20 protein-coding genes are annotated in these 21,295 nt (G+C 62.6%); 3 read left to right on the top strand and 17 right to left on the bottom strand.

Going from position 1 to position 21,295, the window contains the following annotated elements; translation table 11 throughout:
- The first annotated feature begins 58 nt into the window (after window positions 1-58).
- Both AC3WMA_RS16105 and AC3WMA_RS16100 read left to right on the top strand, forming a co-directional pair.
- A complete protein-coding gene (locus AC3WMA_RS16105) occupies window positions 59-1,435 on the top strand; it encodes a hypothetical protein (protein ID WP_492286380.1) in 1,377 nt (458 codons plus the stop codon).
- Window positions 1,435-2,445 (top strand): acyltransferase family protein, encoded by a 1,011-nt coding sequence (locus AC3WMA_RS16100; protein WP_492286379.1) that lies wholly within the window; start codon window positions 1,435-1,437, stop codon window positions 2,443-2,445. The genes AC3WMA_RS16105 and AC3WMA_RS16100 overlap by 1 nt, the downstream gene beginning before the upstream one ends.
- A 39-nt stretch (window positions 2,446-2,484) precedes the next feature.
- Here the strand turns inward: AC3WMA_RS16100 and ligD are convergent, their stop codons facing one another.
- Window positions 2,485-3,522 (bottom strand): non-homologous end-joining DNA ligase, encoded by a 1,038-nt coding sequence (gene ligD, locus AC3WMA_RS16095; protein WP_492286378.1) that lies wholly within the window; start codon window positions 3,520-3,522, stop codon window positions 2,485-2,487.
- 373 nt (window positions 3,523-3,895) lie between these two features.
- On the opposite strand from ligD, the gene AC3WMA_RS16090 reads away from it, so the two are divergent.
- Window positions 3,896-4,105, top strand: coding sequence for a hypothetical protein (locus AC3WMA_RS16090; RefSeq protein ID WP_492286377.1), 210 nt, complete (start codon window positions 3,896-3,898; stop codon window positions 4,103-4,105).
- Between the two features lie 13 nt (window positions 4,106-4,118).
- Here the strand turns inward: AC3WMA_RS16090 and AC3WMA_RS16085 are convergent, their stop codons facing one another.
- The 16 genes from AC3WMA_RS16085 to AC3WMA_RS16010 all read right to left on the bottom strand — a co-directional run bounded on the left by AC3WMA_RS16085 (window position 4,119) and on the right by AC3WMA_RS16010 (window position 21,291).
- Window positions 4,119-4,331 (bottom strand): hypothetical protein, encoded by a 213-nt coding sequence (locus AC3WMA_RS16085; RefSeq protein ID WP_492286376.1) that lies wholly within the window; start codon window positions 4,329-4,331, stop codon window positions 4,119-4,121.
- A gap of 124 nt (window positions 4,332-4,455) precedes the next feature.
- Complete coding sequence (locus tag AC3WMA_RS16080) at window positions 4,456-4,659, bottom strand: CsbD family protein (RefSeq protein WP_492286375.1); 204 nt, start codon at window positions 4,657-4,659, stop codon at window positions 4,456-4,458.
- Between the two features lie 143 nt (window positions 4,660-4,802).
- Window positions 4,803-5,363, bottom strand: a complete 561-nt coding sequence (locus AC3WMA_RS16075; RefSeq protein WP_492286374.1) for a hypothetical protein — start codon at window positions 5,361-5,363, stop codon at window positions 4,803-4,805.
- 28 nt (window positions 5,364-5,391) lie between these two features.
- Window positions 5,392-5,664 carry a Pam3-gp28 family putative phage holin gene (locus tag AC3WMA_RS16070; RefSeq protein WP_492286373.1) on the bottom strand — a complete coding sequence of 91 codons (273 nt, stop codon included), beginning with the start codon at window positions 5,662-5,664 and terminating at the stop codon, window positions 5,392-5,394.
- A gap of 3 nt (window positions 5,665-5,667) precedes the next feature.
- On the bottom strand, window positions 5,668-6,084 hold the full coding sequence (locus AC3WMA_RS16065; RefSeq protein ID WP_492286372.1) for a hypothetical protein: 417 nt from the start codon (window positions 6,082-6,084) through the stop codon (window positions 5,668-5,670).
- A 232-nt stretch (window positions 6,085-6,316) separates the two neighbouring features.
- Entirely contained in the window at window positions 6,317-7,060 is a 744-nt protein-coding gene (locus AC3WMA_RS16060; protein ID WP_492286371.1) for a peptidoglycan recognition protein family protein, read from the bottom strand.
- A gap of 1,161 nt (window positions 7,061-8,221) precedes the next feature.
- On the bottom strand, window positions 8,222-10,645 hold the full coding sequence (locus AC3WMA_RS16055; RefSeq protein WP_492286370.1) for an Ig-like domain-containing protein: 2,424 nt from the start codon (window positions 10,643-10,645) through the stop codon (window positions 8,222-8,224).
- A gap of 12 nt (window positions 10,646-10,657) precedes the next feature.
- Entirely contained in the window at window positions 10,658-11,014 is a 357-nt protein-coding gene (locus tag AC3WMA_RS16050; RefSeq protein WP_492286369.1) for a hypothetical protein, read from the bottom strand.
- 58 nt (window positions 11,015-11,072) lie between these two features.
- The gene (locus AC3WMA_RS16045) at window positions 11,073-11,540 is read right to left on the bottom strand and encodes a hypothetical protein (RefSeq protein WP_492286368.1); all 468 of its coding nucleotides are present in this window, start codon (window positions 11,538-11,540) and stop codon (window positions 11,073-11,075) included.
- A 10-nt stretch (window positions 11,541-11,550) separates the two neighbouring features.
- Complete coding sequence (locus tag AC3WMA_RS16040) at window positions 11,551-12,210, bottom strand: hypothetical protein (protein WP_492286367.1); 660 nt, start codon at window positions 12,208-12,210, stop codon at window positions 11,551-11,553.
- Window positions 12,210-13,115, bottom strand: coding sequence for a hypothetical protein (locus AC3WMA_RS16035; RefSeq protein WP_492286366.1), 906 nt, complete (start codon window positions 13,113-13,115; stop codon window positions 12,210-12,212). Before AC3WMA_RS16035 ends, AC3WMA_RS16040 begins: the two co-directional genes overlap by 1 nt.
- A complete protein-coding gene (locus AC3WMA_RS16030) occupies window positions 13,112-16,753 on the bottom strand; it encodes a TipJ family phage tail tip protein (RefSeq protein WP_492286365.1) in 3,642 nt (1,213 codons plus the stop codon). The genes AC3WMA_RS16035 and AC3WMA_RS16030 overlap by 4 nt, the downstream gene beginning before the upstream one ends.
- The gene (locus AC3WMA_RS16025) at window positions 16,750-17,151 is read right to left on the bottom strand and encodes an NlpC/P60 family protein (protein ID WP_492286364.1); all 402 of its coding nucleotides are present in this window, start codon (window positions 17,149-17,151) and stop codon (window positions 16,750-16,752) included. Before AC3WMA_RS16025 ends, AC3WMA_RS16030 begins: the two co-directional genes overlap by 4 nt.
- On the bottom strand, window positions 17,151-17,654 hold the full coding sequence (locus AC3WMA_RS16020) for a DUF1833 family protein (protein WP_492286363.1): 504 nt from the start codon (window positions 17,652-17,654) through the stop codon (window positions 17,151-17,153). Before AC3WMA_RS16020 ends, AC3WMA_RS16025 begins: the two co-directional genes overlap by 1 nt.
- A complete protein-coding gene (locus AC3WMA_RS16015) occupies window positions 17,654-18,010 on the bottom strand; it encodes a hypothetical protein (RefSeq protein WP_492286362.1) in 357 nt (118 codons plus the stop codon). The genes AC3WMA_RS16020 and AC3WMA_RS16015 overlap by 1 nt, the downstream gene beginning before the upstream one ends.
- Window positions 18,010-21,291, bottom strand: coding sequence for a phage tail length tape measure family protein (locus AC3WMA_RS16010; RefSeq protein ID WP_492286618.1), 3,282 nt, complete (start codon window positions 21,289-21,291; stop codon window positions 18,010-18,012). Before AC3WMA_RS16010 ends, AC3WMA_RS16015 begins: the two co-directional genes overlap by 1 nt.
- Between the last annotated feature and the right edge of the window lie 4 nt (window positions 21,292-21,295).

The raw sequence follows: 21,295 nt of genomic DNA, 5'->3' as shown, positions 1-21,295 counted from the left end.
GTTATGATGAGGAGATTCCCCGACGCGCACACACGTTGCGCCAAAGAGAGCGTAGAGAATGGCGGCTGAAGCGAGGCAGGGAGAATATCGAAACTCGCTGCCGCCCTTGCGCCCGCGGCGCAGTAGAGGGGTTATCGCGATCCCCGTCGTCCCGCTCTTCGAGCGCATTCTATATTACATGCTCGCGCCAGATTTTGTGGCTCGCGTTTTTTTTGAGCTCGGACTGGGGATGAATTACTATTTTCTGAACCAACAGAAACAATGGTGTATATATCTATTATTCTTGATTGAGTACGCTCATCAAATTCGCACCATGCGACGCGCCAAGTTCAAAATTACTTTTGGAATTACGGCAGCATTTCTGTTGTTTATAATGCTCATTCATGGAGTTGTTGTCGGCGTTACTTGGGGCAATAATCCAGCAAAAATATTTACGGACAGCGTCCCTGTATTAATTATGGTTTGCAATATAATATTCTTATCTAAGATTCCGATCATGGAAGGAGTTAATTTTTGGAGACTTAAGAAAATCGTTTATATATATGGCATTTCTATGCTTTTTTGCGGAATTATCGCAGTCAACCTTGGGAAGCCATCTATTATCTCGCTCGGCGGCTCAATGGGCAATACGATCAGCCTATCGGTCATCATGGTAGTGATTGCTTTCTCGAAGCGCCTAACATGGGTCGATATTTCCGTTTCGGTGTTCCTCGTTCTCGGTTCTTTGCCAACGTTCAATAGAACATCGATCTTGGTACTTGGCGTATCGTTTTGCTTCCTAATACTGCCTAGGCTGATCAGGTCTCCTTTAGCGATGTATTTGGCCGCTGTGTTCGTAATTGTCGGGGCGGCGTCCGCGTCAATCCTTATCCCCGATGACAGCCCGTTAATGAGGAGGATCGACGGCACAATTAATTATGATCCGAATGCCACCACCGGTGCGATTGGCGAGCGACAAGCCGAAGTGGAGGCGATCCACGATCATCTCAACCAACTTGGGCCGTTCGCCCACGCCTTCGGGGCTGGCGCTGGCGGGACGTACACTGTGGTGTTTAGTCTAGGTCAAATCCCAGAAAATTATAGCCACGCCCATTACGGTTGGGCGCTCTTCAAATTGCGATACGGCTATGTAGGATACTTTTATCTGACTATGTTCGTTATGTTTTTGCTCTATAGCATGGCTAGGAATTTTCAAAAGCGCTCGATAGAGGGGGTATTTGTCGGCCTTCTCGCTCTATGGGGTTTCGTATTTGTCTTTACCTACATGTTTCAAAACCAGCTCACCGCTGGCTTGCAATTCACTGACCCGCCGGCACGACGTAGGCGCAATCGCCCCTCTGAGGCGCCTGAACCGTCTCTAAGCGATAGTTCAGCGGGGCCTCTCAAGAGGCCCTACCGCGCTTCTTTGCAGCAGCATCGGCAGTTGGACGTCTGATGATAAGAGCGGATTGGGTTGATCGCGCTCGAGGCCTTGGCATCGTGCTGGTGGTCTTTGGGCACGTCGTGCGCGGCCTGGCCAACGCAGGCATGTTTCCGAGCGATTCGCCGATCTGGTTGTTCGACTATGCGGTCTACACCTTCCATATGCCGCTGTTCTTCCTTCTGTCGGGCTTGTTCGTCGAGCGAAGCCTGAGAAAAGGCGTCCGACCGTTCTGGCGATCGAAGCTGCTAACGGTCGTCTATCCCTATTTCCTGTGGTCTCTCGCGCAAGGTCTGCTGCTCGTCGCCTTTGCCGGAATGACCAACAATGCGTCCTCGCCTTGGCTGCGGCTTGGCTCGATCCTGTGGCTGCCGCTCGCACCTTTCTGGTTTTTGTACTCGCTGTTCTTCTGTCATTTGCTCTTCGTGCTTCTCCGAAAGCTAGATCGGCGCGTACTCGTCGCCTTGGCTGTGCTTGCCTATGTCGCGGGAGAGTTCTATCGTGGCGGTTCGCACGACATTTCGCCTGTTCCAGATACGACCAGGGGCTTTCTGTTCTACGTGCTCGGCATCATTGCTGCCGAGCGCAGTTGGCCGCTCATGGCCCTCAATCCCAGGATCTGGGTTAGCTCAGCGATTGTGATGATCGCCAGCGTCGTACTGGGATTGGCCTGGAGCATCCCTTACGAGGCGTTGTGGCTTGCCGCGCTCGCAGGCATCGTTCTCGTGGTCGCGCTAGCGCAGCTGGATTTTTCAGCCGACCGCTTCGTCCAGATGCTCGGTCGCTACTCGATGGTGATCTTCGTGACCCATATCATCATCGCGTCGGGTCTGCGGATCATCCTGCTGCGCTTCACGCCGGTTCAGGATCCGGCGTTGCACCTGCTGATCGGCGTATGCGCGGGGCTGTTGCTCCCCATCGTCGCCTACCGCGTAGCGGCGCGGCTCAAGATCGAACTGTGGTTAGGGTGGCCGGTGCTACGCATTGTTCAGCCCAATGAAAAAAACTCCGCCAGCCATAGCTGACGGGGCGAATGGATGCCCGCCCCTTCGCAGACGTCAGCCTCAGTCTAGGCTGTAGACCGAGGCCTCGTCGGCATCCTCGCGCAGCCCCTTATAGGAGGCATGCCGGAGCTTGCCGTCGTCGGTCCAGGCGCGAAATGCTACCTCGGCCACGAGCTGCGGCTTTATCCAGCGGTTGGCCTGACGGGAGCCGGCGACCCTCACCCCCGATTTCGGAATGATGAGCGCGTCCATCTGCTTTCGGAGTTGAGCGCCACTTGCTTCGGTGAAGCCCGTGCCTACGCCGCCGACATAGACGAGCTCGTTCCCCTTGCGTGCGGCGAGCAACAGCCTTGCGATCCCACCTAGAGCGATCGCGGAGGGTTCGTAGCCGATGATCGCAAAGCTCTCCGATTGGACGCATTTGATCTTGAGCCAGTCGCCGTTCCTCCCAGAACGATAAGGAGCATCGCGCCGCTTGGCGATGACGCCCTCGAGGCCGAGCTCACAGGCCTTGCGTAGGAAACGCTCTCCCTCGGCGTCAATCTCTTCGCTGAAGCGAATGGAGCCGTGAGGCGTTCGGCCGATCAGTTGCTCGAGCATCTGACGGCGCTCTTCCAGTTCCAGAATGCGTAAATCCTGGCCATCGAGGTAGAGAAGATCGAAGGCATAGAGCGATGCCTCGGATGCAAATCGCTTCCCGCCGCGCCCGCCCAGCGCCTTTTGCAACGCCCCAAAGTCGGAGGCGCCCCGCTCATCGAGCACGACCGCTTCGCCGTCGAGAATGGCGCTATCTAGCCTAAGCTCGCGGGCATCATGGGCAATGGTCGGGAAGCGCGCGGTCCAGTCGTGCCCACCTCGTGTGAGGATACGAACCCGGCTCCGCTCGATATGGACAGCCAGCCGGTAGCCATCCCACTTCACCTCGAAGGCCCAATCATCGCCTGCAGGGGCCTTCTTCGCCAAAAGAGCCAAGCAGGGCTCAACTCGATCAGGCATCGGATCAGCGAACAGATCGCGGCCGAGCTTCCGTCGCCGCGCCACCGGGCTCTTGACCAGATCAGGCGTAGGCCCGGCTCTGAGAACCCGACGCGCACACATTGAACGCAACTCCGTAACGTAACGAGTCGCGAACTAGCGGCGCGTCGAATGGTTCCGCGGTCGGAACTGACAGCACGCGGTGCGGTTGAAAGTCAGGCAGAGTGTTGCGTGAGGTGCCGAGATGGTCGCGATCTGGAGAGGGGCCGAAGTTCCTCGGAAGCCCAGCCCGGTGAAACGGGTGCTCCGTACCGAAAATTGCCAGGACGAAGACGGCAATCGCTATACCGTCATCGTTTGGAGGGACTGGCCAGGCCTCTCGACTGTCTCGTACTCGCTCGAAGACGGTACGCCGGTCCACTACGAGGATGAGTGCTATTTCACCACGCCAGATGGTAGGATGATTACTCGCTGCGAAGATTGATGCGGTGAAGCCATGTCTGAGAAGCCGACAATTGCCATTCCCGTTATAAAGCCTACGACGATCATTTTGAGCTCTGATCCTCGCGGCGATGCGACGATCAAATTCGCGACGGGCGGAGATTCCGACGTCCTTATGATCCTGCCAATGGCCGCTCTGTTTGAGCTGGAAGCCCTACTCGCGAGAGCCAGCCAGGAGCAGGCTAAGTCTCAGCCCGTGCAGTGACGGCCGGCCGAGCTCAACGCTGCCAGAAGCGATCCCATGCCCGCTGAGCCAGATCGTCTTCGTCCAGTGCAACGAGGGCATAGGACGCTACGATGTAGGCGAGACGGGTGCGCTCGCGCTCCTGATCCGCCTCCGCGATGAGCGGCTTGATCCGCCCCCACACCAGCTCAAGCGCGCCCTGAGCGCGGGCTATGTCGGCCGGGTCGTGCAGAGATGAGAACGGCATGGTGACGGAAGCTAACCGCGCTTCCGAGATGGAGGCAAACGAAAAGCCCGACCCCACTGGCGAGGGTCGGGCTCTATCACGCGGCGAGCACACGCTGGGCAGCGACGGGCTCAGCCGTCGGTGATTACCAGGTCTGTCGATCGTACCAGGTGTCGACGTCCGTCTTCACCTTGTCCTTCTCAATCCCGTAGCGCTCCTGGATCTTGCCTTCGAGCTGGTCGCGCTTTCCGGCAATGACATCGAGATCGTCATCGGTCAGCTTGCCCCACTGCTCCTTGACCTTGCCCTTGAGCTGCTTCCAGTTTCCTTCGACGCGGTTCCAGTCCATCGGGACCTCCTGTTGTTGGGATATGAAAAGAACGCCTTACCGGGCGTTCGGTTCGGACAAAAAAGAAAAGACCCCGTCAGCCGGAGCTGACGGGGTCAGTCGAGATTGATGCAGCACGGGAGGTAAAACGGCCGATCGGCCGCTCAGGTTCCTCGCTTTCGAAGCTCATCGAGTTCGCGGCGAAACTGCTGCATAGCATCTCTGAGGCTGTAAGTGTCGCCGAATGCCTTCTTTTGGTCGTCAATCTGGCGCTGAAGGTTGGAATCCGACTGCTCGATTGAACGACGCAGGTTCGTTTCCAATGCCGTGACATCGGTGTTCAAGCGATCCATCTCCTGTCGAGTCCGTCCGGATCGTTGGTCAAGTTCGCGAACAGAGACGTATTTCTCCCCCATCGCGATCAGCGCATCACCTTGCTTGTTGAGCAGGGATTTCATGTCGCCTTGAGCCTCGCGGATCGGCCAATACGCCATGCCGCCGATGGCGATCATGAACGACAGTGCGATGCCACCGAAGCCGATGATGACGGACCAGTTCGTCTTGCCGCTAGCCGAAATTTGTTGCGACAAGCCGGAGATCTGGCTTGATAGCCCCGCTACGCCCTGCTCCAGCCCATAGACGCGCTGTTCCAGCGCCCCGATGTTGTAGCGGGCCTGATGATCGGGAGAGCCACTTCCGCCGCCGCGTCTGCTCATATCGGTCACCCCAATCTCCTCTCTGTAGCCTAGGCTGTCAGAAGCGCGTCGTTACAGAGGGGTCGGGGATCTTCGCCTTGATCTCCGGCGTCGTGACGATCTGCGCCACCTCGGGCAGCGCCGCAGCCGACGCCACCAAGCCGGCCTTGCGGCGGATGTAGAGGCTGTACCCCGTCGTGATCAGGGTCATGAGCGCGCCGACAACGATCTGCATCGAGCCATCGTCAAGATAGCCGCGAGTGACCAGAGCGGCGCCGGCCGTCTGCAGGAGAGTACGAACAAGGCTCCAGAATTGCTCGATCGTGAACATCGCTCAGGCTCCTGCGGCTGCGGTCTGGAGGGTGACGCCGGTCGCTTCGCCGGCGGCGAGGACGGCCTCATAGGCCTTGGCGGCGGCAGAGAGCGCGGAGGCGACGTCGCTCGGCGGGTTGTCGCAGACCGAGCTGACGGCCGCGGCTGCTTGCTTGGCGAGAGCCTTATGTTTCTCGGGCGCGAAGATGCTGGCGCCCATGGCGACCGCTCGAAGCGCGCCGCAGTACCGCGAGAGCTGCTCAGAGACCTGCGCGACCTTGGTGTCGTACTTGGTCTGGCCGATGACCTGGCCGGCGCCGGCGGCGATCTGTTGCCAGCCCGAGCTCGAGGTCTGCGAAAGCTGATAGCCGGTGACGTTCTGGCAACCGGCGAGCGCCAGCGCTCCCAGGGCGACAAGCGCCAGGATGATGCGGTTCATGGATGTGCTCCCAAGGGATGAGACGCGGCAGGCCCGGCCGCAGCGGGTAGACCCCCAAATGGGAGGTGTCGCTAGGTCACCTTTCCGGTTGCATGACGCGTGGGCGACGAGGACGGGTCATGAAAACCGGCAGGAAGCTGGCGCTCGCCAACAAGCGGGCTAAGGCGAAGCGCGAGCAAAAAGAACGGAAGAGCGAAGAAGCGGACAGGTCGAAACCGAGGCTCGTCGCGGATCAGGGGGTGAGCAAAGAAGACGTCGACAAGCGGAATTGATCGCCGCAGGCTTTCGCTCCGACCACGTTGGGATCAAACGCTAGCCGGGAGATGTCCCACTTGCCGCGCTGCTGGACGCCGAGCGTGCCTTGGACCTCGGCATGCGACAAAACCGTGCGCGGCTTCACCGGGATGGAATAGCGGCGGCAGAGGTCAGCAAGCACGGCCGGCAGCGTGTCCCACTGCTTCCGCGTCATCGGAGCCAATCCGGCCTTGAAGGGACTTTGGACTGCCCCGGCCATGCAGCATAGCGATACCCCGATCGAGCCGGTGTTGCAGCCCAACGTGTGCGCAGCGTAGCCAGGTTTCACCCCGCGCGCATCGTTGCGATCGATCGAAGGGATACCTCGGACGAGCTTGCCGTCACCCTCGATCAGGATATGGTAATGACTGCGGTCGAGCCCTGACGCTCGATGGGTTCCAGCGGTCCAGTGGACTATCACCCGGTCCAATTGCGCGGCGGGCATCCAGTCGGCCGGTACGTGCCCCCCAGCCCCCGGCTGACCCGCCGCTTTCTTAGCGATTACAGCTTGCAGCGCCTCAATCGTCCTTTGGTCAGGGGACTCGGTCACCGGCAGGTCATTGTCGCGCTGGAAATCGTTCATTGCATCGCGCGTTTCGCCGCCGAATGAGCCGTCCGCCCCGAACTTGGGCATTGGATAGCCGAGCGCGACCAGCGCCCGCTGAATTGCGGTCGTGTCCATAGAGGCTCCGGATGTGAAAAAGCCCGCACAAGGCGGGCGGAGCGGGCTTAGCTGCCCTGTAGATGGGTGATGGGTTCAGATTTTTACCAATTATTCACCTTGTCGTTTCCGTAACGCCGCCGTCACGATAGAACTCGCGGGAAGAAGCAAATGAGCCATGCCAATGACCGACGACGCTATCGGCTACGACGACACACAATCCGCCTGGAGCAAGATTATCTGGCGTGCGGCAGGATTATTGCTATTCTTGTCTCCCGCTGCGATTGCGGGATGCGCGCTCTTGGTTTCACTCGAATAGTGACCGGCAACATGCGGCGAGGATTATCTCGGTTCACTTGAGGTAATGACGCAACGTTAGCTGATTTGGCGCGTTTCTATGTCGAGGTCTGGCCCCGCCTCATTGCATCGGCCGGGGGCCGGCTCGGCTCGCTTCTAAGGAGGCGAGCCGGGTCTTCCGCTATGGAGCGTGCCGTGAAGGGTCGATTAATAGTGCCGGTCTACTTGGCTGCGACGGCCTTCGCCATGGTCGCGTGGGTTGCCGGCATCGCTTATAGCGTTTGGATTTTGCTATTCGGCTAGTTCGGAAGCGCGGTCGGCCAGCTCGAGGAATATCGCCGTACAAACCAAGTAGACGGTGCAGACCGCGAGCATGGGTGGATCCTCGTACTGATTCGTCCCCCGACTAACGGGAACCTGACATCAAGAGTTCGTATGCGTCCGCAACATTCGTTGCTGCGCCGCAAAAGTTGGCGGGAACGTTGTCGACCTCAGCACGTATATTGCATCGGCAGTCGCCAGCTTGAGGCACTGAGGGGCCACATGGACAGATACTTGGACGCTGCCGGCCTTACCTTCCGCGACATCGCAATTGCGCTGGCAGCATTTCTCGTAGGTTACGCCGCTCGGGCACTCATTTCCTGGCGCCGTCGGCGAGTGGCCCCACGTAGGTGGGGCAGTTTCTAACTGTAATCGCCATGCACGGGCGTCCGTCGCGCGGCGCCGGGTGGTGAGTTCAAGCCCCTAGATGGGGCTAGCCTGGCGGATCATCAGCATGGTCCCCTGCCCAGCGAGGCCTGGCCCTACCTCGAAGCCGCATCAGCCTGGGCTGACCCGGCCGCTAGATTGGCGGTCGGGTCCCGCTGGCTTCAACCAGTTAGGGGATCAGGCGGCGATGCCGTATTTCGCCATGAGCCAGTTGTGAACCGGCTGCAGGTCGCTCGCTGAGATCTCGCTGTCGGAGGCGGCAAGCGTCAGATCGTAGAGAAGCCCTTCGAAGGACACATGCCTCTGCGGGCTGTTCATCAAGGTCATGCCGGTGTCGGCGCCGCTGGTGCCGCTGCCCGTCACGCCCTTGGCGCCGTTGCTGCTTTGGTAGTCCGCTACAAGCGACCCGTTCCAATAATAGCGATAGCGGATGAAACTCGACGACGGATCATCATAGTCGACCAGCGCCGTCAGCAGGCCCTTCTGTCCGATCGGAGGGCCCCAGCGGTTCGCGGGCAAGGTCTCGGCACCCCGCTCGCTGCTGGCATTGAACGGCCTCGATCCGACCTGTTCCAGTCGGAAGAAGCCGGCCCCTGCCGCCGAGAACTTGATGCACGACGAAGCAGCCGGGGCCAGACCAAGATCAGCCAGGCACGCCGCCTGCGTATCGTAGAGAACGACGGCCACGCTGGAGGCATGCCGCCTGATCCAATACTCTCCGCTCGCCAACGGCTGACCGGTATCGCTTCGGGTCGGCGCAACCGATTCGGCAGGAAACCGGATGCGAACCTTCGCGACGTCGCTCGTCGTCGGCACAAGTCCCGTCGACGTGCGGCCGGCGGCGCCGACATTGCCATTGCTCGAGCCCGAGACCGTCACGTCGGAAGCCAGATACGTCTGGTCGCCATAGTTGATTGCGTTGGTGCGCACGGTGCAGCTGTTGCCGCCGTTGGCGGGGTTTCTCCATTCGCCAAGGAAGCGCATGCGCTCGACATCGCCGGGTCGCTCCGGCGCATAAACGAGAAAGCCGACCGACCCTTGCGCCGTTGGGATCACCGGACTCGTGCCGGCCGTGGCATCGGCCGAGGACGTATGAAGGGTCATCGTGTTCGCAGTGACAGACCGAACCCAGTAATCCTGCGTTCCGCCAGCAAAACCGGTCGGAAGGACGCCGCCATTCACATGGGCCAACAGCCGAACACGCCAACCCGTCGTCATGCCATGGGCAGTGAAGGTCAGCACACCCGTCGACGTGTTCACCGCGCTCGGCGCAAGCGGGACCTTCGCCAAGCCGTAGGTATCTGACTCGTCCCATCGGAGAACCGCAATGGCAACGAGCGTGCGCTTGCTCCGGGACTCCGTTTGGAAGGCGATGCGCTGATCGCCGGCCGATTGGTCGATACCGAAGCCATAAAGGTTGTAGGCGCCGTTGCTCGACGGGTCGCGCGCAAGTATCCGGCCGAGCAAAGCCTTATCGCCTCTGCCATCGGTCACGATCTCGAAGCGGTTATGCCTATCCGTCGAGGCCGATCCGATCTTGTAGGCAGGCTTGCCTGCGATCAGGTTCGGCATTTCCTTCATGAGCGGCAGCGACTTGACGCGATGCGTGCCGCTTCCCTGCGACGTCAAGACGACCTTGTTGACGCGCTGAAAATAGTTCTGGGCCGGCATCGGAGCATCGTCCGCCAGCATCGTAGGCGTCGTTGACCAATCCGATTGCTTGGCCTCGGGGTAGAGCTCGAAGTCGTTCCCGGAGACGAGCGAAAGCAGGTAAGGCGTATCGGCGACGAGCGGCGCAGGGAGCGCGCCGGTCGAACTGAAAGTGACGCGTGTCGCCGCAATCGATGCGATCGCCCCGGCAGCGGCATAGGTCAGACCAGGCAGAGCGATCTTGCTGTTGGCGGTATCGACAGCCGAGGGCGCGAAGGTCTGATCCGTGGTCTCGACGGTGTTGCCGCCATCATCCGCAGCGACGCGAAGAAATGCCGGCGCAAAGGTCGGGAAGGGGCCGGCATCGGCCGCGTTGACCGTCAAGGAGATCGTCGTCGAGCGCGGCGTGTTGGTGGCGCCGGCGAGCGTCTCGACCAGCGTGAAGGAGAATGTTCCGATGCTGGCCGGCGTCAAGCCCACCACGACGTTGCTGCCGGACACCGCCACACGACCATCCGCCGGGCTGATATCGACCGTCGAGCCCGACGTCTTGTTCTGGATTGCTCCGATGACGGTCCCGGCCGTCGCACCTTCAGTAAAGGACAGGGCAGACAGATTGAGCGGGCCGAGCGAGACCGACGCGGGCGGCACGATCACCAGGTTGCTCGATCCGGATGTGAAGGCCTTGGTCTGCGTCGTGCTGAGCGTCACGCCCGTCGCCGGCCCGGTGCCAAAGACATAGGACCATACGCCCGCACCGTCGGCAGTCGCCGTGCCTGCCACGACGCCATCGGCCAGGATGTTGACCGTTGCGCCCGGCTCGGCCGTGCCGGCGAGCGTCTTGCTGGGGCGATCATAAGAGGTGATCGCTGGCGATGGGACCGCACCGCCACCCGCAGCACTGCCACAGCGACCGGAGAACGCACCGCCGCGACCTGAAAAGCTGGCCATAGTCAGAAAACCTCACTCGTAGAATTCGATGGAGCCTTTGCAGGCGGCAGGCGCCCGCAACACGAGATGCGTAGGGACGGTCGCGCTGTCAGCGAGACGGGGGGGAATGCGACGCGCCTGCGGGTTCAGGATCGAGCCGGCGCCGCTGGTCGTGCTCGCTGTGGGCAGAGCGAAGGTCGTCGTATTGACGCCGAGCTTCATCCGGACATCTCCGTCAAAACTCATGACGAAGAACCGCCTTCCCTGCGGGATCTGGACGCGGACGATGGTGTCTGCGGCCAGCACGACGTCCTCGACATAGTCGGACACCGGAGGCGCCAGCGCGGCCCGGTTCGATCCGTCAGGCCAGTTCTCGATCAGCATCGTCATGGGCGCGCTCCTGCCGGCCGGCGCGCGGCCAGCCGTCCGTCATGGCGGGGTTGAGGGTTCAGAGGGTTTTCGCGAAGGCGAAGAATTCGGAGAGAGCGTCGGCGCTCATGAGCCCGGCGCCGAGGCGCAGCGTCAAAGGGTGTCGGCTGTCGAACTCGGCCGCGCCGGCAACATCCATCTGCGCACCGAAGCGCTCAGCCTCCGGAAGCTTGTCGATCTCGGTCTGCAGCGCCGCCGGAATGGCGTTGACCGTCACGGCCGCAAGGGCCTCGGCCTGCGAGATATGTCCGCGCAACGCCAAGGCTTTGAAAAACTGCCGGCGCGACGCGATGACGGGCCGCTCCGGTTCGGGCGGCGCCTCGATCGCGACATGCTCGACCTCGAAACCAAGCTCGGCAAGCTCCTCGTCGCTATGCCGGCTGATCCAGTCCTGCGCATGGATGACATCGGCCCATTCGAATTGCTGCCCCTCACGGACGCGCAGCACTTCGCCTCCGCCGACCCTGCGGATAATCCAGCGTTCCATGATCTCTCTCTTAGGAAATGGTGATTGTGGCGTAGCCGTTGCCGCCGGCGCCGCCGTAGCCGAAGAACCCGGAGGCGCCGTTCGGGCCGCCCGCGCCGCCTGTTCCCACCACGAGGGTCGAGGTCTGGCCGAACAGCTTGGCAGCCGAAGCCCCGTCCGTGACGGTGCGGATCACGCGTCCGCCATAGCCGCCATAGCCGCCCTGGAAGAACTGCGGATAGCCGCCGACCCCGCCGGCGGCGCCGCCAGCAGAGATGTTGCTGTCGCCGTTATCGGCCGAGCCGTGATAGCCCTGCGTCCCTCCGCCGCCGTTGTTGGCGCCGCCACCGCCACCGCCATAGGCGTAAATGCCGAACCCGTTCAGGTCGATGTAGCTCCACCCTCCAGCATTGCCGTCGCCGCCGGTGAAGAAGTGCCCTTGATTGTCGGACGTGACAGCACCACCGCCGCCGCCGCCAGCCGCCGAGAGGTCGAAGACGATCCGGTTGAATTCCGGCCAGGTGAACGTGTAGGTGCCCGGCCCATAGACCAGCGTCTGGGCAATGACGTTCTTCGTCGAGCGCACCCCAGCCGTGCCCGGCAAGGTCGCGCGCACGGGCAGGATCAGCCTGCGCGTCGGCGGCAGCACGAGCCGCCGCTCGCGCCGCAGGATCGCGGGCTTCGCAAGCATTACGAAAGCCGCGAACCCATGAGGTGAACGGCATCCTCGTCGACGAAATAGTCGAGATAGGCCTTCGCCCCCAAGGCCGGCGCGATGCCGTTCGTGAACACGTAGCCGGCCGCATAGCTCAGGCCGTAGCCGTTCGTGACCACCTTGATCCGCCCGGTCTGGCCGGGGATGCGGTTGCTGGGATAGCCCAGCGTTCGACTGGCCGACAGCGTCACCTTGAAGTTGAAGCCGAGCGACAGGTCGACCGCGATCGTCGCGGCATCGGTGAGGGAAACGGGGGCAGCAGCGGCGAAGGCCGTCTCCGCCGTCACCAGCTTCGCGGCCTTGGCCCGGTATTGCGCCACGCTCGCATCGCGGTTCGCGGGCGTCGAGCCGTTGGCGCGGGTATAGGAGACGCAGCGCCAGGCGTTGGCGCCGACCGAGAGCATGATCGCTCGATCGCCGGCCCCGCTCGCGATGTTGGCGCCTCCGGGCAGGTCCAGATTGGCACCGTGCGTCAATGTCAGCGCCTCGGTGAACTGGACGAAGCGCAGGATGCCCGCCCCGGCATTGCCAAAGCTCTCGATCGCCGTGGTACCGGTAATCCGCACCAGGTTGGATTTCTGCTGAGCAAGGTTGACAGTTGCGGCCGATTCCACCTCGACCTCGGCGCCAAGCCCGATGATCGGCGTGTTGCCGACCGGATCGAACTGCATGACGACGATATCGTCGGCACCGTCATACAGCATTAGCTTCCATGGCTCAGACGAAGTGTCGAACCACATCATCCGAGCGACGGCATAATCTGGCCTATTCGAGCCGGAATGGTTCGAGTTCGCTGCAGCCTTATATTGGTTGAGCTTGTCGGCAAGCTGCGTGCCGGACGTGCTGACCGGAAGCATCGTGCCCCAATCGAATTGGCTCATGCGTCGACCCTTCCATAGCCTTTCGCGACGAAATCGGCCGTGCGCGCAACCGGCGAGCCGGCGGCGTTGTAGAAGCGCAGCATGAAGCCGGTTTCGTCTTTCTCGGTGATCTCTTCGCGGTCGCCAGACGCCCGATCCTGAATCGCGAGCGCGACGCCGCGCAGCCGCTTGAAGGGCGGGGTGAAGTCGATGCGCAGCCCAGAGGTGCCGACGAGCAGGTCGTCGCCAGCCTCGACGCGATCGGGCATGTCGACCTGTACGGAGAGCGCCCGCACGACTGGCGTCACGTTGTAGGTCAGCGTGCCTGTGAGGATCGCGCGGAACTCGAAAGCACGAGCCGTCAGGTCGGTGATGACGAGGGTCGCCCAATCCGACCAGTCGTCATCGGCCGGATCGACGGACGTCATCCTGTACTCGACGCGCACGCCCCATTGCGATGGCTCGGCGTTCGCCAGCCGCTCTACCTCGGCGAGCGTCCGCCAGGATGCCATGACGTCGTTCAGCGACGCGCCGAACGCGTCGACGGTCGGCGTCAGGCGCGAGGTGTAAACGGCGCCGAGATCGACGCTGCCAGCGAAATAGTAGGTGCCGGTCGCAGGCATGACGCCGCCCGGCGCTGCCAGCTGCAGGAAGCTTCCCGATTTCTCGACGCCGCTCATCGTGCCAGCGAAGGCCGGCGCCTCGTCGATGATCTCGACCTCGTTCACCGTGGCGAGCTGCGCGATGGTTGAGGTCAGCACCGCCGCGTTCGTCGAGGCCTGATCTTGCTGCGTCACGGCCTTGATCAGATAGGTGCCAACCCGGTTCGGAATCTGCACCTGCGCACCGGACGCACGCGGCACGATCACGCCGGCCGAGCCCCAGGTGACGCCAACGGTGAGCGGCGAATAGCGGATCTCGAAATGGCTCAGGTTGAGCTGCGAGATCGCGTTCCAGGTCAGCGTGGCGATATCGGCCAGCGACGCGATCCGGAATCCCGTCACGTCCGGCGGCGGGGCATTAAGGCCTTGGAACACCTCGAAGAGCCGCTCCTGCCAGCCGGACGGCTGCAGAGTCGAGAAGAGGGAACGCACGCGGAAGGAGTACGTGCCCGGCGCAAGCTCTCCGGTCGAGGTCGTCGTCTGCGGAACCGGCACCGTAGCCAGCGGGCGCCAGTCCGAATTGGCGATGCTGTCGTCGCGGATCTGCACTTCATAGCTTGTCGCAAAGCCGGTGCGCTGAACGCGCCAACTGATGCGCGCAGCGGCCCGGATATCGCCGCCGAGGGTGAACAGCTCTTCCGAAACGACGAGATCGGAGGGTGCCAGCGCCAGCGGGTTGACTGGCGCGGAGATCTTGCTGTCGAAGATCGGGATCGTGCCGGTATCGGCCTGGCTGATCTCCGGGGCGTCGTCGACCAGGGTGAGCGTCGCAGACATGTCGGCGCCCGGCTCGATCCGCAGGACGCGCAGCACCACGCTTTCGCGGCCGAGTTCGCCGAAGCCGAGCATCAGGTCGCCGACCTTGGGCAAGGCCGCGTCGGCGGAGAGCAAGATCGTTTGGTGCTCGCCGACGATCCGCGTGACGTTGTGCAGGACGCTCGTCCCATCCTCGAGGCGGAAGCGCGCGACATAGTTCTTGCCGGCTTCCATCACGACCCACTCGTCGAGGGTGATCTCGAAGCCGCTGACGGCGGTGACGCGGGCGCTGATCTGACCCCAGAGCGGCACGTCGTGGCTGACGCGGACACGGTCGCCGCGCGTGCAGACCAGGTTCTCGAAATCGACGGTGAGGCTGTAGGTTTCCGGCCGCAGCCGGACCTGCGCAATGTGGAATCGGCCGTGCTTCCAGATCAGATCGGGATTGGTGACGCCCGGAAACTCGATCGCTTCGAACAGGGTCGCATTGGCCTTGGTATAGCCGTCGTCATAGACGACCCGCTCATCCTGCTCATAGTTCTTCGTCTCGTTCAGGAACTTGACGCGGAAGCCGTGCGGCATGCGCAGATAGCGCCGGCTGCCACTGAAATCGCGCGAGTTGCGCGGTGAGAAATGCTGGACGATCGGCAAGTCGGGCCGATCCCAAATCACGGACCACTTGCCATCGACGAAGACCCGAACGGCGCGGCCCGCTGCGCAGATCTCGTCGAGCACCGAGACCACCGACGCCGCCTGCTCCAGAACCTTGTTGAAGGTGAACCCGTGCAGCTTGCAAAAGGCCCACCATCCCTGCAGCGCGACCAGGTCAATGCGATCGTCTGAAACCGGGCGGGCGTTCGGCGCGCTTTGCAGGACGTGACGGAAGAGATCGGGTGGCCAGTTCGACAGCGTGTTTTCAACCCAAGCCGAGCCGTTCCACCCCTTCACGTAGCTGCGAACCAGGCCGTTCAGCGTGTCGACGACGCCATTGAGCTGTGACGACGCCAGGATGCGGATCGCGGTGACCGCCAGAGGTTTCGGGAAGTTCAGCGGATAGGCGTTCCGGCTTGACCGCATAGCCGTGAGCATCAACGTCTCGACCGCGCTGGAATTGATGTTCAGGCCTTTCGCCGAGGTCCGCTCGGCCCGCATCTCGTATTGGCCGCGCGATACCGGGAGGCGGAAGCCGCGGCGGAACGCGTCCTTGCGGCTCTCATAGGCCTGCGTTTCGAACACGGTGATCCAACTACCGGAGCCGACCGGCCTATAGGAAAAGCGGTAGCTCACCGCCATCGGCAGCTGCGCGCCAGTCTTCGACCAAGTGGCATAGAGGCCGCCGGGAAAGGTCACGTCCCAGCTGAGCTCGTCGACATCGGCAGCGCTCGTCCGCGAGATCGGCTCGCCGTATTCCATCTCGACGTTGATCGCCTCCTCGAAAGTCTCCTGCGGCATCAGCGTCACCGCCGCATCGCCGGGGTATCCGAGGCGCGTCTCGATCTCGACGCCATTGTATTGACCGATCGGCGTCGTCCCGATCTTCAGATCGGAAATGTCGACCGGGCCATAACCCCAGACGAAGAGCATGCGCAGATACTGATCGTCGCCGATGATCTCGGTATAGGGCTTCGCCGCATAGAGCGGCTGCATCCGGTGGAAGCCGAGAGTCGCCGGCACAGTGCCATAGGGGCTCGCTCCATTGCGCCCGCCGCCGATCGAGTATCGCTGTTCCGGCTCGACCTCTCTCTTCGGCTTCGATGGCGGAAAGAGCGCCTGCACGAGAAGCGCTCCGCCGATCGAGATGGCGGCGCCCAACAGCGAAGCACCCAGCGTGCCCGCGGCGAACGCCGCGCCTACGCCAGCTCCGAAAATTCCGCCGATGACCGGAGCGGCCCAGCCCGCCGTCACAACGAGCGCCAGAACCGCGACGGCGATCATCAGGATTTGACCGACGCCCCCCTTGCCGCCCTGCGGCACTGCGACGAGCGTGACGGTGTGGCCGACCTTCGGCCGCACACGCGCATGCAATGCAGCCGGGATCGGGTCGCCGTCGATCGAGGCCAGCAGGCGGTGAGGCAGCCGGTGAACCGGAAGCGTCGCGATCATCTCGGCGATCGAGAGACCGGCCGGCATCATCACCTCGACGCGGGTCGAGCGGAACGGGTGTAGCGACGCAACCACGCGAACGCTGTCGGCGGCACCAAGCAGCTCGCCATGCAGCGGAGCCTGAACGATTTGATTCACGCGCTGGCCTCGTGTCGGAAGAAGCCGTCGATCCGCCGCCGCAGCTTGCCGGTGGTGTAAGGCTCGATCACCGAATCTCCCTCGGGAACCATGTGCAGGACGAAGCCGGGCGAGGCGACGATGCCGACATGGCATGCGGCGCCGCCCTCCAGCATGACCACGCCGTCGAGCGGGCAGACGGCGTCGGGAGCGATCTCGCGCCACGGCGAGCGGTGGCCGGCGATCACCGCGGCGACGGCGTTGCGATCGGTCGCCGTCACATAGAATTCGCTGAAATCCGGCAGCTCGATCGCGAGGCGCCGGCGATAGACCAGCTGCAGCAGGCCCCAGCAGTCATAGCCCTGCGGCCCGCGGCCCTTGTCAGCCCACGGCAACCCGACGAATTCGGAAAGATCCATCAGAACAGGCCTGGGAAGCTCGCAGGATCAAAGGTGCCGGACGGGTACGGCTCGGTCGCGAGCGCATCGATCGCCAGCGTGATCGTGATCGCCACGTCGTCATATTCCGCATTGACGAGGTCGAAGGGCGGGAACTCGATTTCGACATCGTCGGGCGACAACGCGAGAACGATCTCCATGCCCACTTCCGCCGGCGTCGTCGTCGACCGCAGCAGGGCGACGAGTTCCCGGTCGACATTGTCGATCGAGAGCTTGGCGACCGGTGCGGCATCTTCCTTGTCATCGGGCAGAACCGTCGTGAACGGAAGCGCCACGTAGCGCAGGCCGCGGCTATACATTCCGTAGAGCAGGGGCTCCTGCTGAATGCGATAGCCGCTGCTGCAGAGGCGGGCAGGACCATCCTCCAGTTTCGGATGCGTGATCGTCAGCAGCACGACCGGAAGCTCGTCGGTCTCCTGCGCATTCAGGGCGCGCAGGAACTTCAGCGAGACGGCGCGGGCCATTACGGCATGACCTCAAGATCGAGCGCCAGATTCCACCGGTCAAAGCCCGCATCGTTCTCCTTCGGAAGCTTGTCACCAAGCCGCACGAGGATGGGCGTTTCCGTTTGTGGATCGGGGAAGAGGAACGGGAGAGACCCGTTCATCAGGGTCAACTCGACGAAGTCGCGGAACACTAGCACTTGTCCGGTGCTCATCGAGATGACGCCAGAGAGGTTGGTAGGCACCGCTGCAGAGCGACGGCGAACTTTGGCCGGGCCGGCATCGGTTCGGGAGCGCAGTCGCCCGTCTCCGGGCGCTCGATCATAAGTCCCGGCAATGAAGCGGAAGGGCAGGGAGGTTGGCCAAATTGCAGGCATCAGCGTCTCGTCAAGCCGGTTTGGATGCCGTAACCGGTGCGAAGTGCGCGATTCGAGTTGCTGCCCGGCGTCGAGATCCGGTCAGCCACGGCCTCGTCGATGAAGACGAGGAGATCCTTGCCGCCGGATTCGTTGCGTCGCTCCTCTTGCCGCACCTTGGAGCCCTCCGGGGCCACGACCTGGACGTTGTTTACGATCGGCGACGCGGACTGCGCGGGCGCTGCCGCCGCGACTGCAGCCGAGACGCCGAGGCGACCATCGCGCCCGCGCCGCAGCGGCATGATAGCTTCGGGTCCAGCTTCGCCCATGAGCCCAGTTCCGTTCGCGAACGGGAAGAGGGTCGGCCGGCTGACGATGCTATTTGTAAAAGCACCGCCAAGGGCAAAGGCATGCAAACCGGACGGGCCGAAGGCGTTGCCCAACGCATTCGGAAGGAACGGTCCCATCCCGGTATAGCCCCCAGCGCCGAAGCTGAACGAGCCCGAGCCGTTGAAATTATAGCCTCCACCACCGATCCCGAGTGCCTTTCCGAGCAGTCCGAAAATGCCGCTCCCGGTGCTGCCGCCGGTGCCGCCGAACGCCTTCCCGAACAGATCGTTGATCGCCATGTCGATCAGCTTGTCGGCGATGCGGCTTAGAGTGTTCTGGAACGCCTCGGCCGCAGACTTGCCCGAGCGAAGATCGGAGATGAAGCCCTTGAGCGCATCTCGACCGATATCGCCGAAGTCACGCGCCGCTTTCTGCACATTGGCAAACGATTCCGAGGCAGCTGCCGCCGCACCCGCCCGCTGCGCATAGTCCTCGATCTTGCCAGCCAGCCCTTCCGTGATCGGAATGCCCTGGGCCATGTACTCATTAAGCAGCCGCTGCTTTTCCTGAGCCGCAGTGATCTCAGCCGTGGATTTCATGAAGCTGTCGGCTGCACGATCCTGCAGCGCGATCTGGGTGTCGAGGGCGCGATTGGCGGTAGCAAGAGGCGTGTTCCAGCCCTCGTAAGCCTCCTTCAGGACATTGGCCTCGCGAGCCGCGGCATTGAGCCCGGCGCTACTATTGTCATTCGCCGCACCGAGGGCATTGCGCAGAGCAGGGTTGTGCGGCGCCCAGGGCTGCACGCCTCTCGTATCGAGGAGAGCATTCGCGGCCGAGCGCTGCACGGCATAAGGCGCCGACATCGCATTCGGGTATTGGCCGAGATTGATCCCGGCCGCCCTCGCGATATCCCTCCAGGTCGAGTCCGTAATCTGGAAATAGCCTTGCGCGGTGTGGGTCGCGTCGTACCGATAATTCTGCACGTTGCGGCCGCCGCTCTCCTTCTGCTCGATCAGATCGAGCAACTGGTCGCGCGTCAGGTTTCCAGGAAAGGAGCCCGTCGAAGAGGCGCCGCTCAACGTCTCACCTTCCCGGCGGCTTTGGTTGCGGGCCTCCTGCAAGCTCCGCGCGAAAGGCGAGAGGCCGATCAGGCCGCCGGCCTCCTTTAGGTCGCGCGCCGTATCACGAAGCTGGCGATTGGCCTCCGCAATGACGCGCGACCGTGCTTGCTCAGCCTCGACCCCGGCCTGCAGCTCGCCGCGCCCGGCCCGGATCGCCTCCATCCGGGCACGTTCCATCTCGACAGCGACCTTTTGCGAAAGCGAGTAGGCATTGATCGACTGAATCTGCAAAGCGTTGTCGTTCACAGCCCGCTGGGCCGCCGTCTCGAAATTCTCGATGCTAGAATTCAGCCGCTCGATGCCTTCCGACACCTTCGGCGCCAGCGACCCGAGCTTTGCCATCGCCGAGCTGTCGCCGAAGATCTTTTCGAGCAATTCCTTCTGATTGCGCAGGTTCTGCAGTCCCGACTCGTCGCTGAAGATCGAGCGGAGAACATCACCAGCCTGACCAGAAAGCTCCCGCGCGCGGGCATCGGCTGTGCGCGTGTCTAGCGCCTCGCGGTTCGACCGGCGCTCGCGCAGGAGGGGATTGAGCTCAGCCTGCAAAGTGTCCGTGCCGAAGCCCCAGCTTTGCCGGTTGGCGATCTGCTCCTGCAGCTTCGCGATGCGATCGTCGAGCGTCGTGTTACCGGCGACGGCCTTGCCGATGCTATCAGCAGCATTGCCAGCCCAACGGGTGACATTCTCCCAGGCCTTAGCGAGCCAATTCGTCTTGGTCGCAGCCTCTTGCAGGGTCGGGTTGAAGGCATCGAACAGAGCCTTCTGCGCAGCCGTGCGATTGCCTGCCGCTTCCGCATTCCGGATGAACTGCCGCTGCGCGTCATCGAGCGAGCCCAGACGCTTTTCAAGTTCATCGGCGCCTCGGGTCGGGCTTGCCAGAGCCTGCGCCAACGCCTCGGCCGCGTCACGCTGGCTTTGGCCGGTCAGGACGCTGAAGCCCTTCGTCGCGCCATCGAGAAGGCCGGGCGTGATGAGGCTGGCATCAATCTTTCCGGTCCCGGCGAAGATCGACGCGAAATCACGCGCAGTCGAGCGGCTGATATTGCCGCTGCGGGCCGCAGCTTCCGCGACACGGTTGATGCCATCGACGGTCAGGCCGGAAGCCTTGCCGACGCCCATCAGCGCAATTTCAACGGCGCGCTGCCCCTCGGCATACTGGTGCGACGCATAGGCGCCCGCGGCGCCGATCGCGAGCAGCCCCGCTGCCATGCCGGCGGCCGAGGTCGCGAACCGGGCTGCACCGCTCAGCACCTGGCTGAAGAAGCCCCGCAGTGTGCCCTGCGAACTCGCGAAGATATCCGCAACCTGCGTGCCCTGCTGGATCAGCACCGTCATCGGAGATTGGCCCGACGCCAGCGAAACACCGATGTCCTGCACCTGGCGGCTGAGATTGACGAGTTCATGCCGGGCCAAGCCGGTGGCCTTCGCCGACCCATCCGCCGAGCGCTTGAAATTGTCGTTCGCGCGCGCCGCCATCTCCATGCCGCGAGCCGAATCCTCTGCCGCCTTCGCGACGCCATCCGTGGCGCCTGCCGCAACGCCGAAGCGGGCATTCAGCAAGGCGAGGTCCCGCTCGTATTCCGACGTCGTGATGCGGCTCGCCTCCAAGGCGCGATCAAGCGCACGCTGACCAGCCTCGAATTGCTTCGACTGCCGATAGCTCTCGTCGATCTGGCGCCGCACTCGATCGAGGGCGCGATCGACCGAAAGCGTCGACTTCGAGAAGGTATCATTGGCTGCCGCAGCGCCATCGACGGCAGCGCCGAGCTTATCGGCAGCAGCAGCCGCCTCCGTCACGCCCACGGACTCAGCCCTGATCGTGACGTCGCGAATGAGAGACGATGCGCGCATGGTC

The sequence above is a fragment of the Allobosea sp. FW305-C-101 genome, assembly GCF_058783685.1.
Note: the sequence above shows the minus strand (reverse complement) of the source record. Positions and strands in the feature narration are given on the sequence as shown.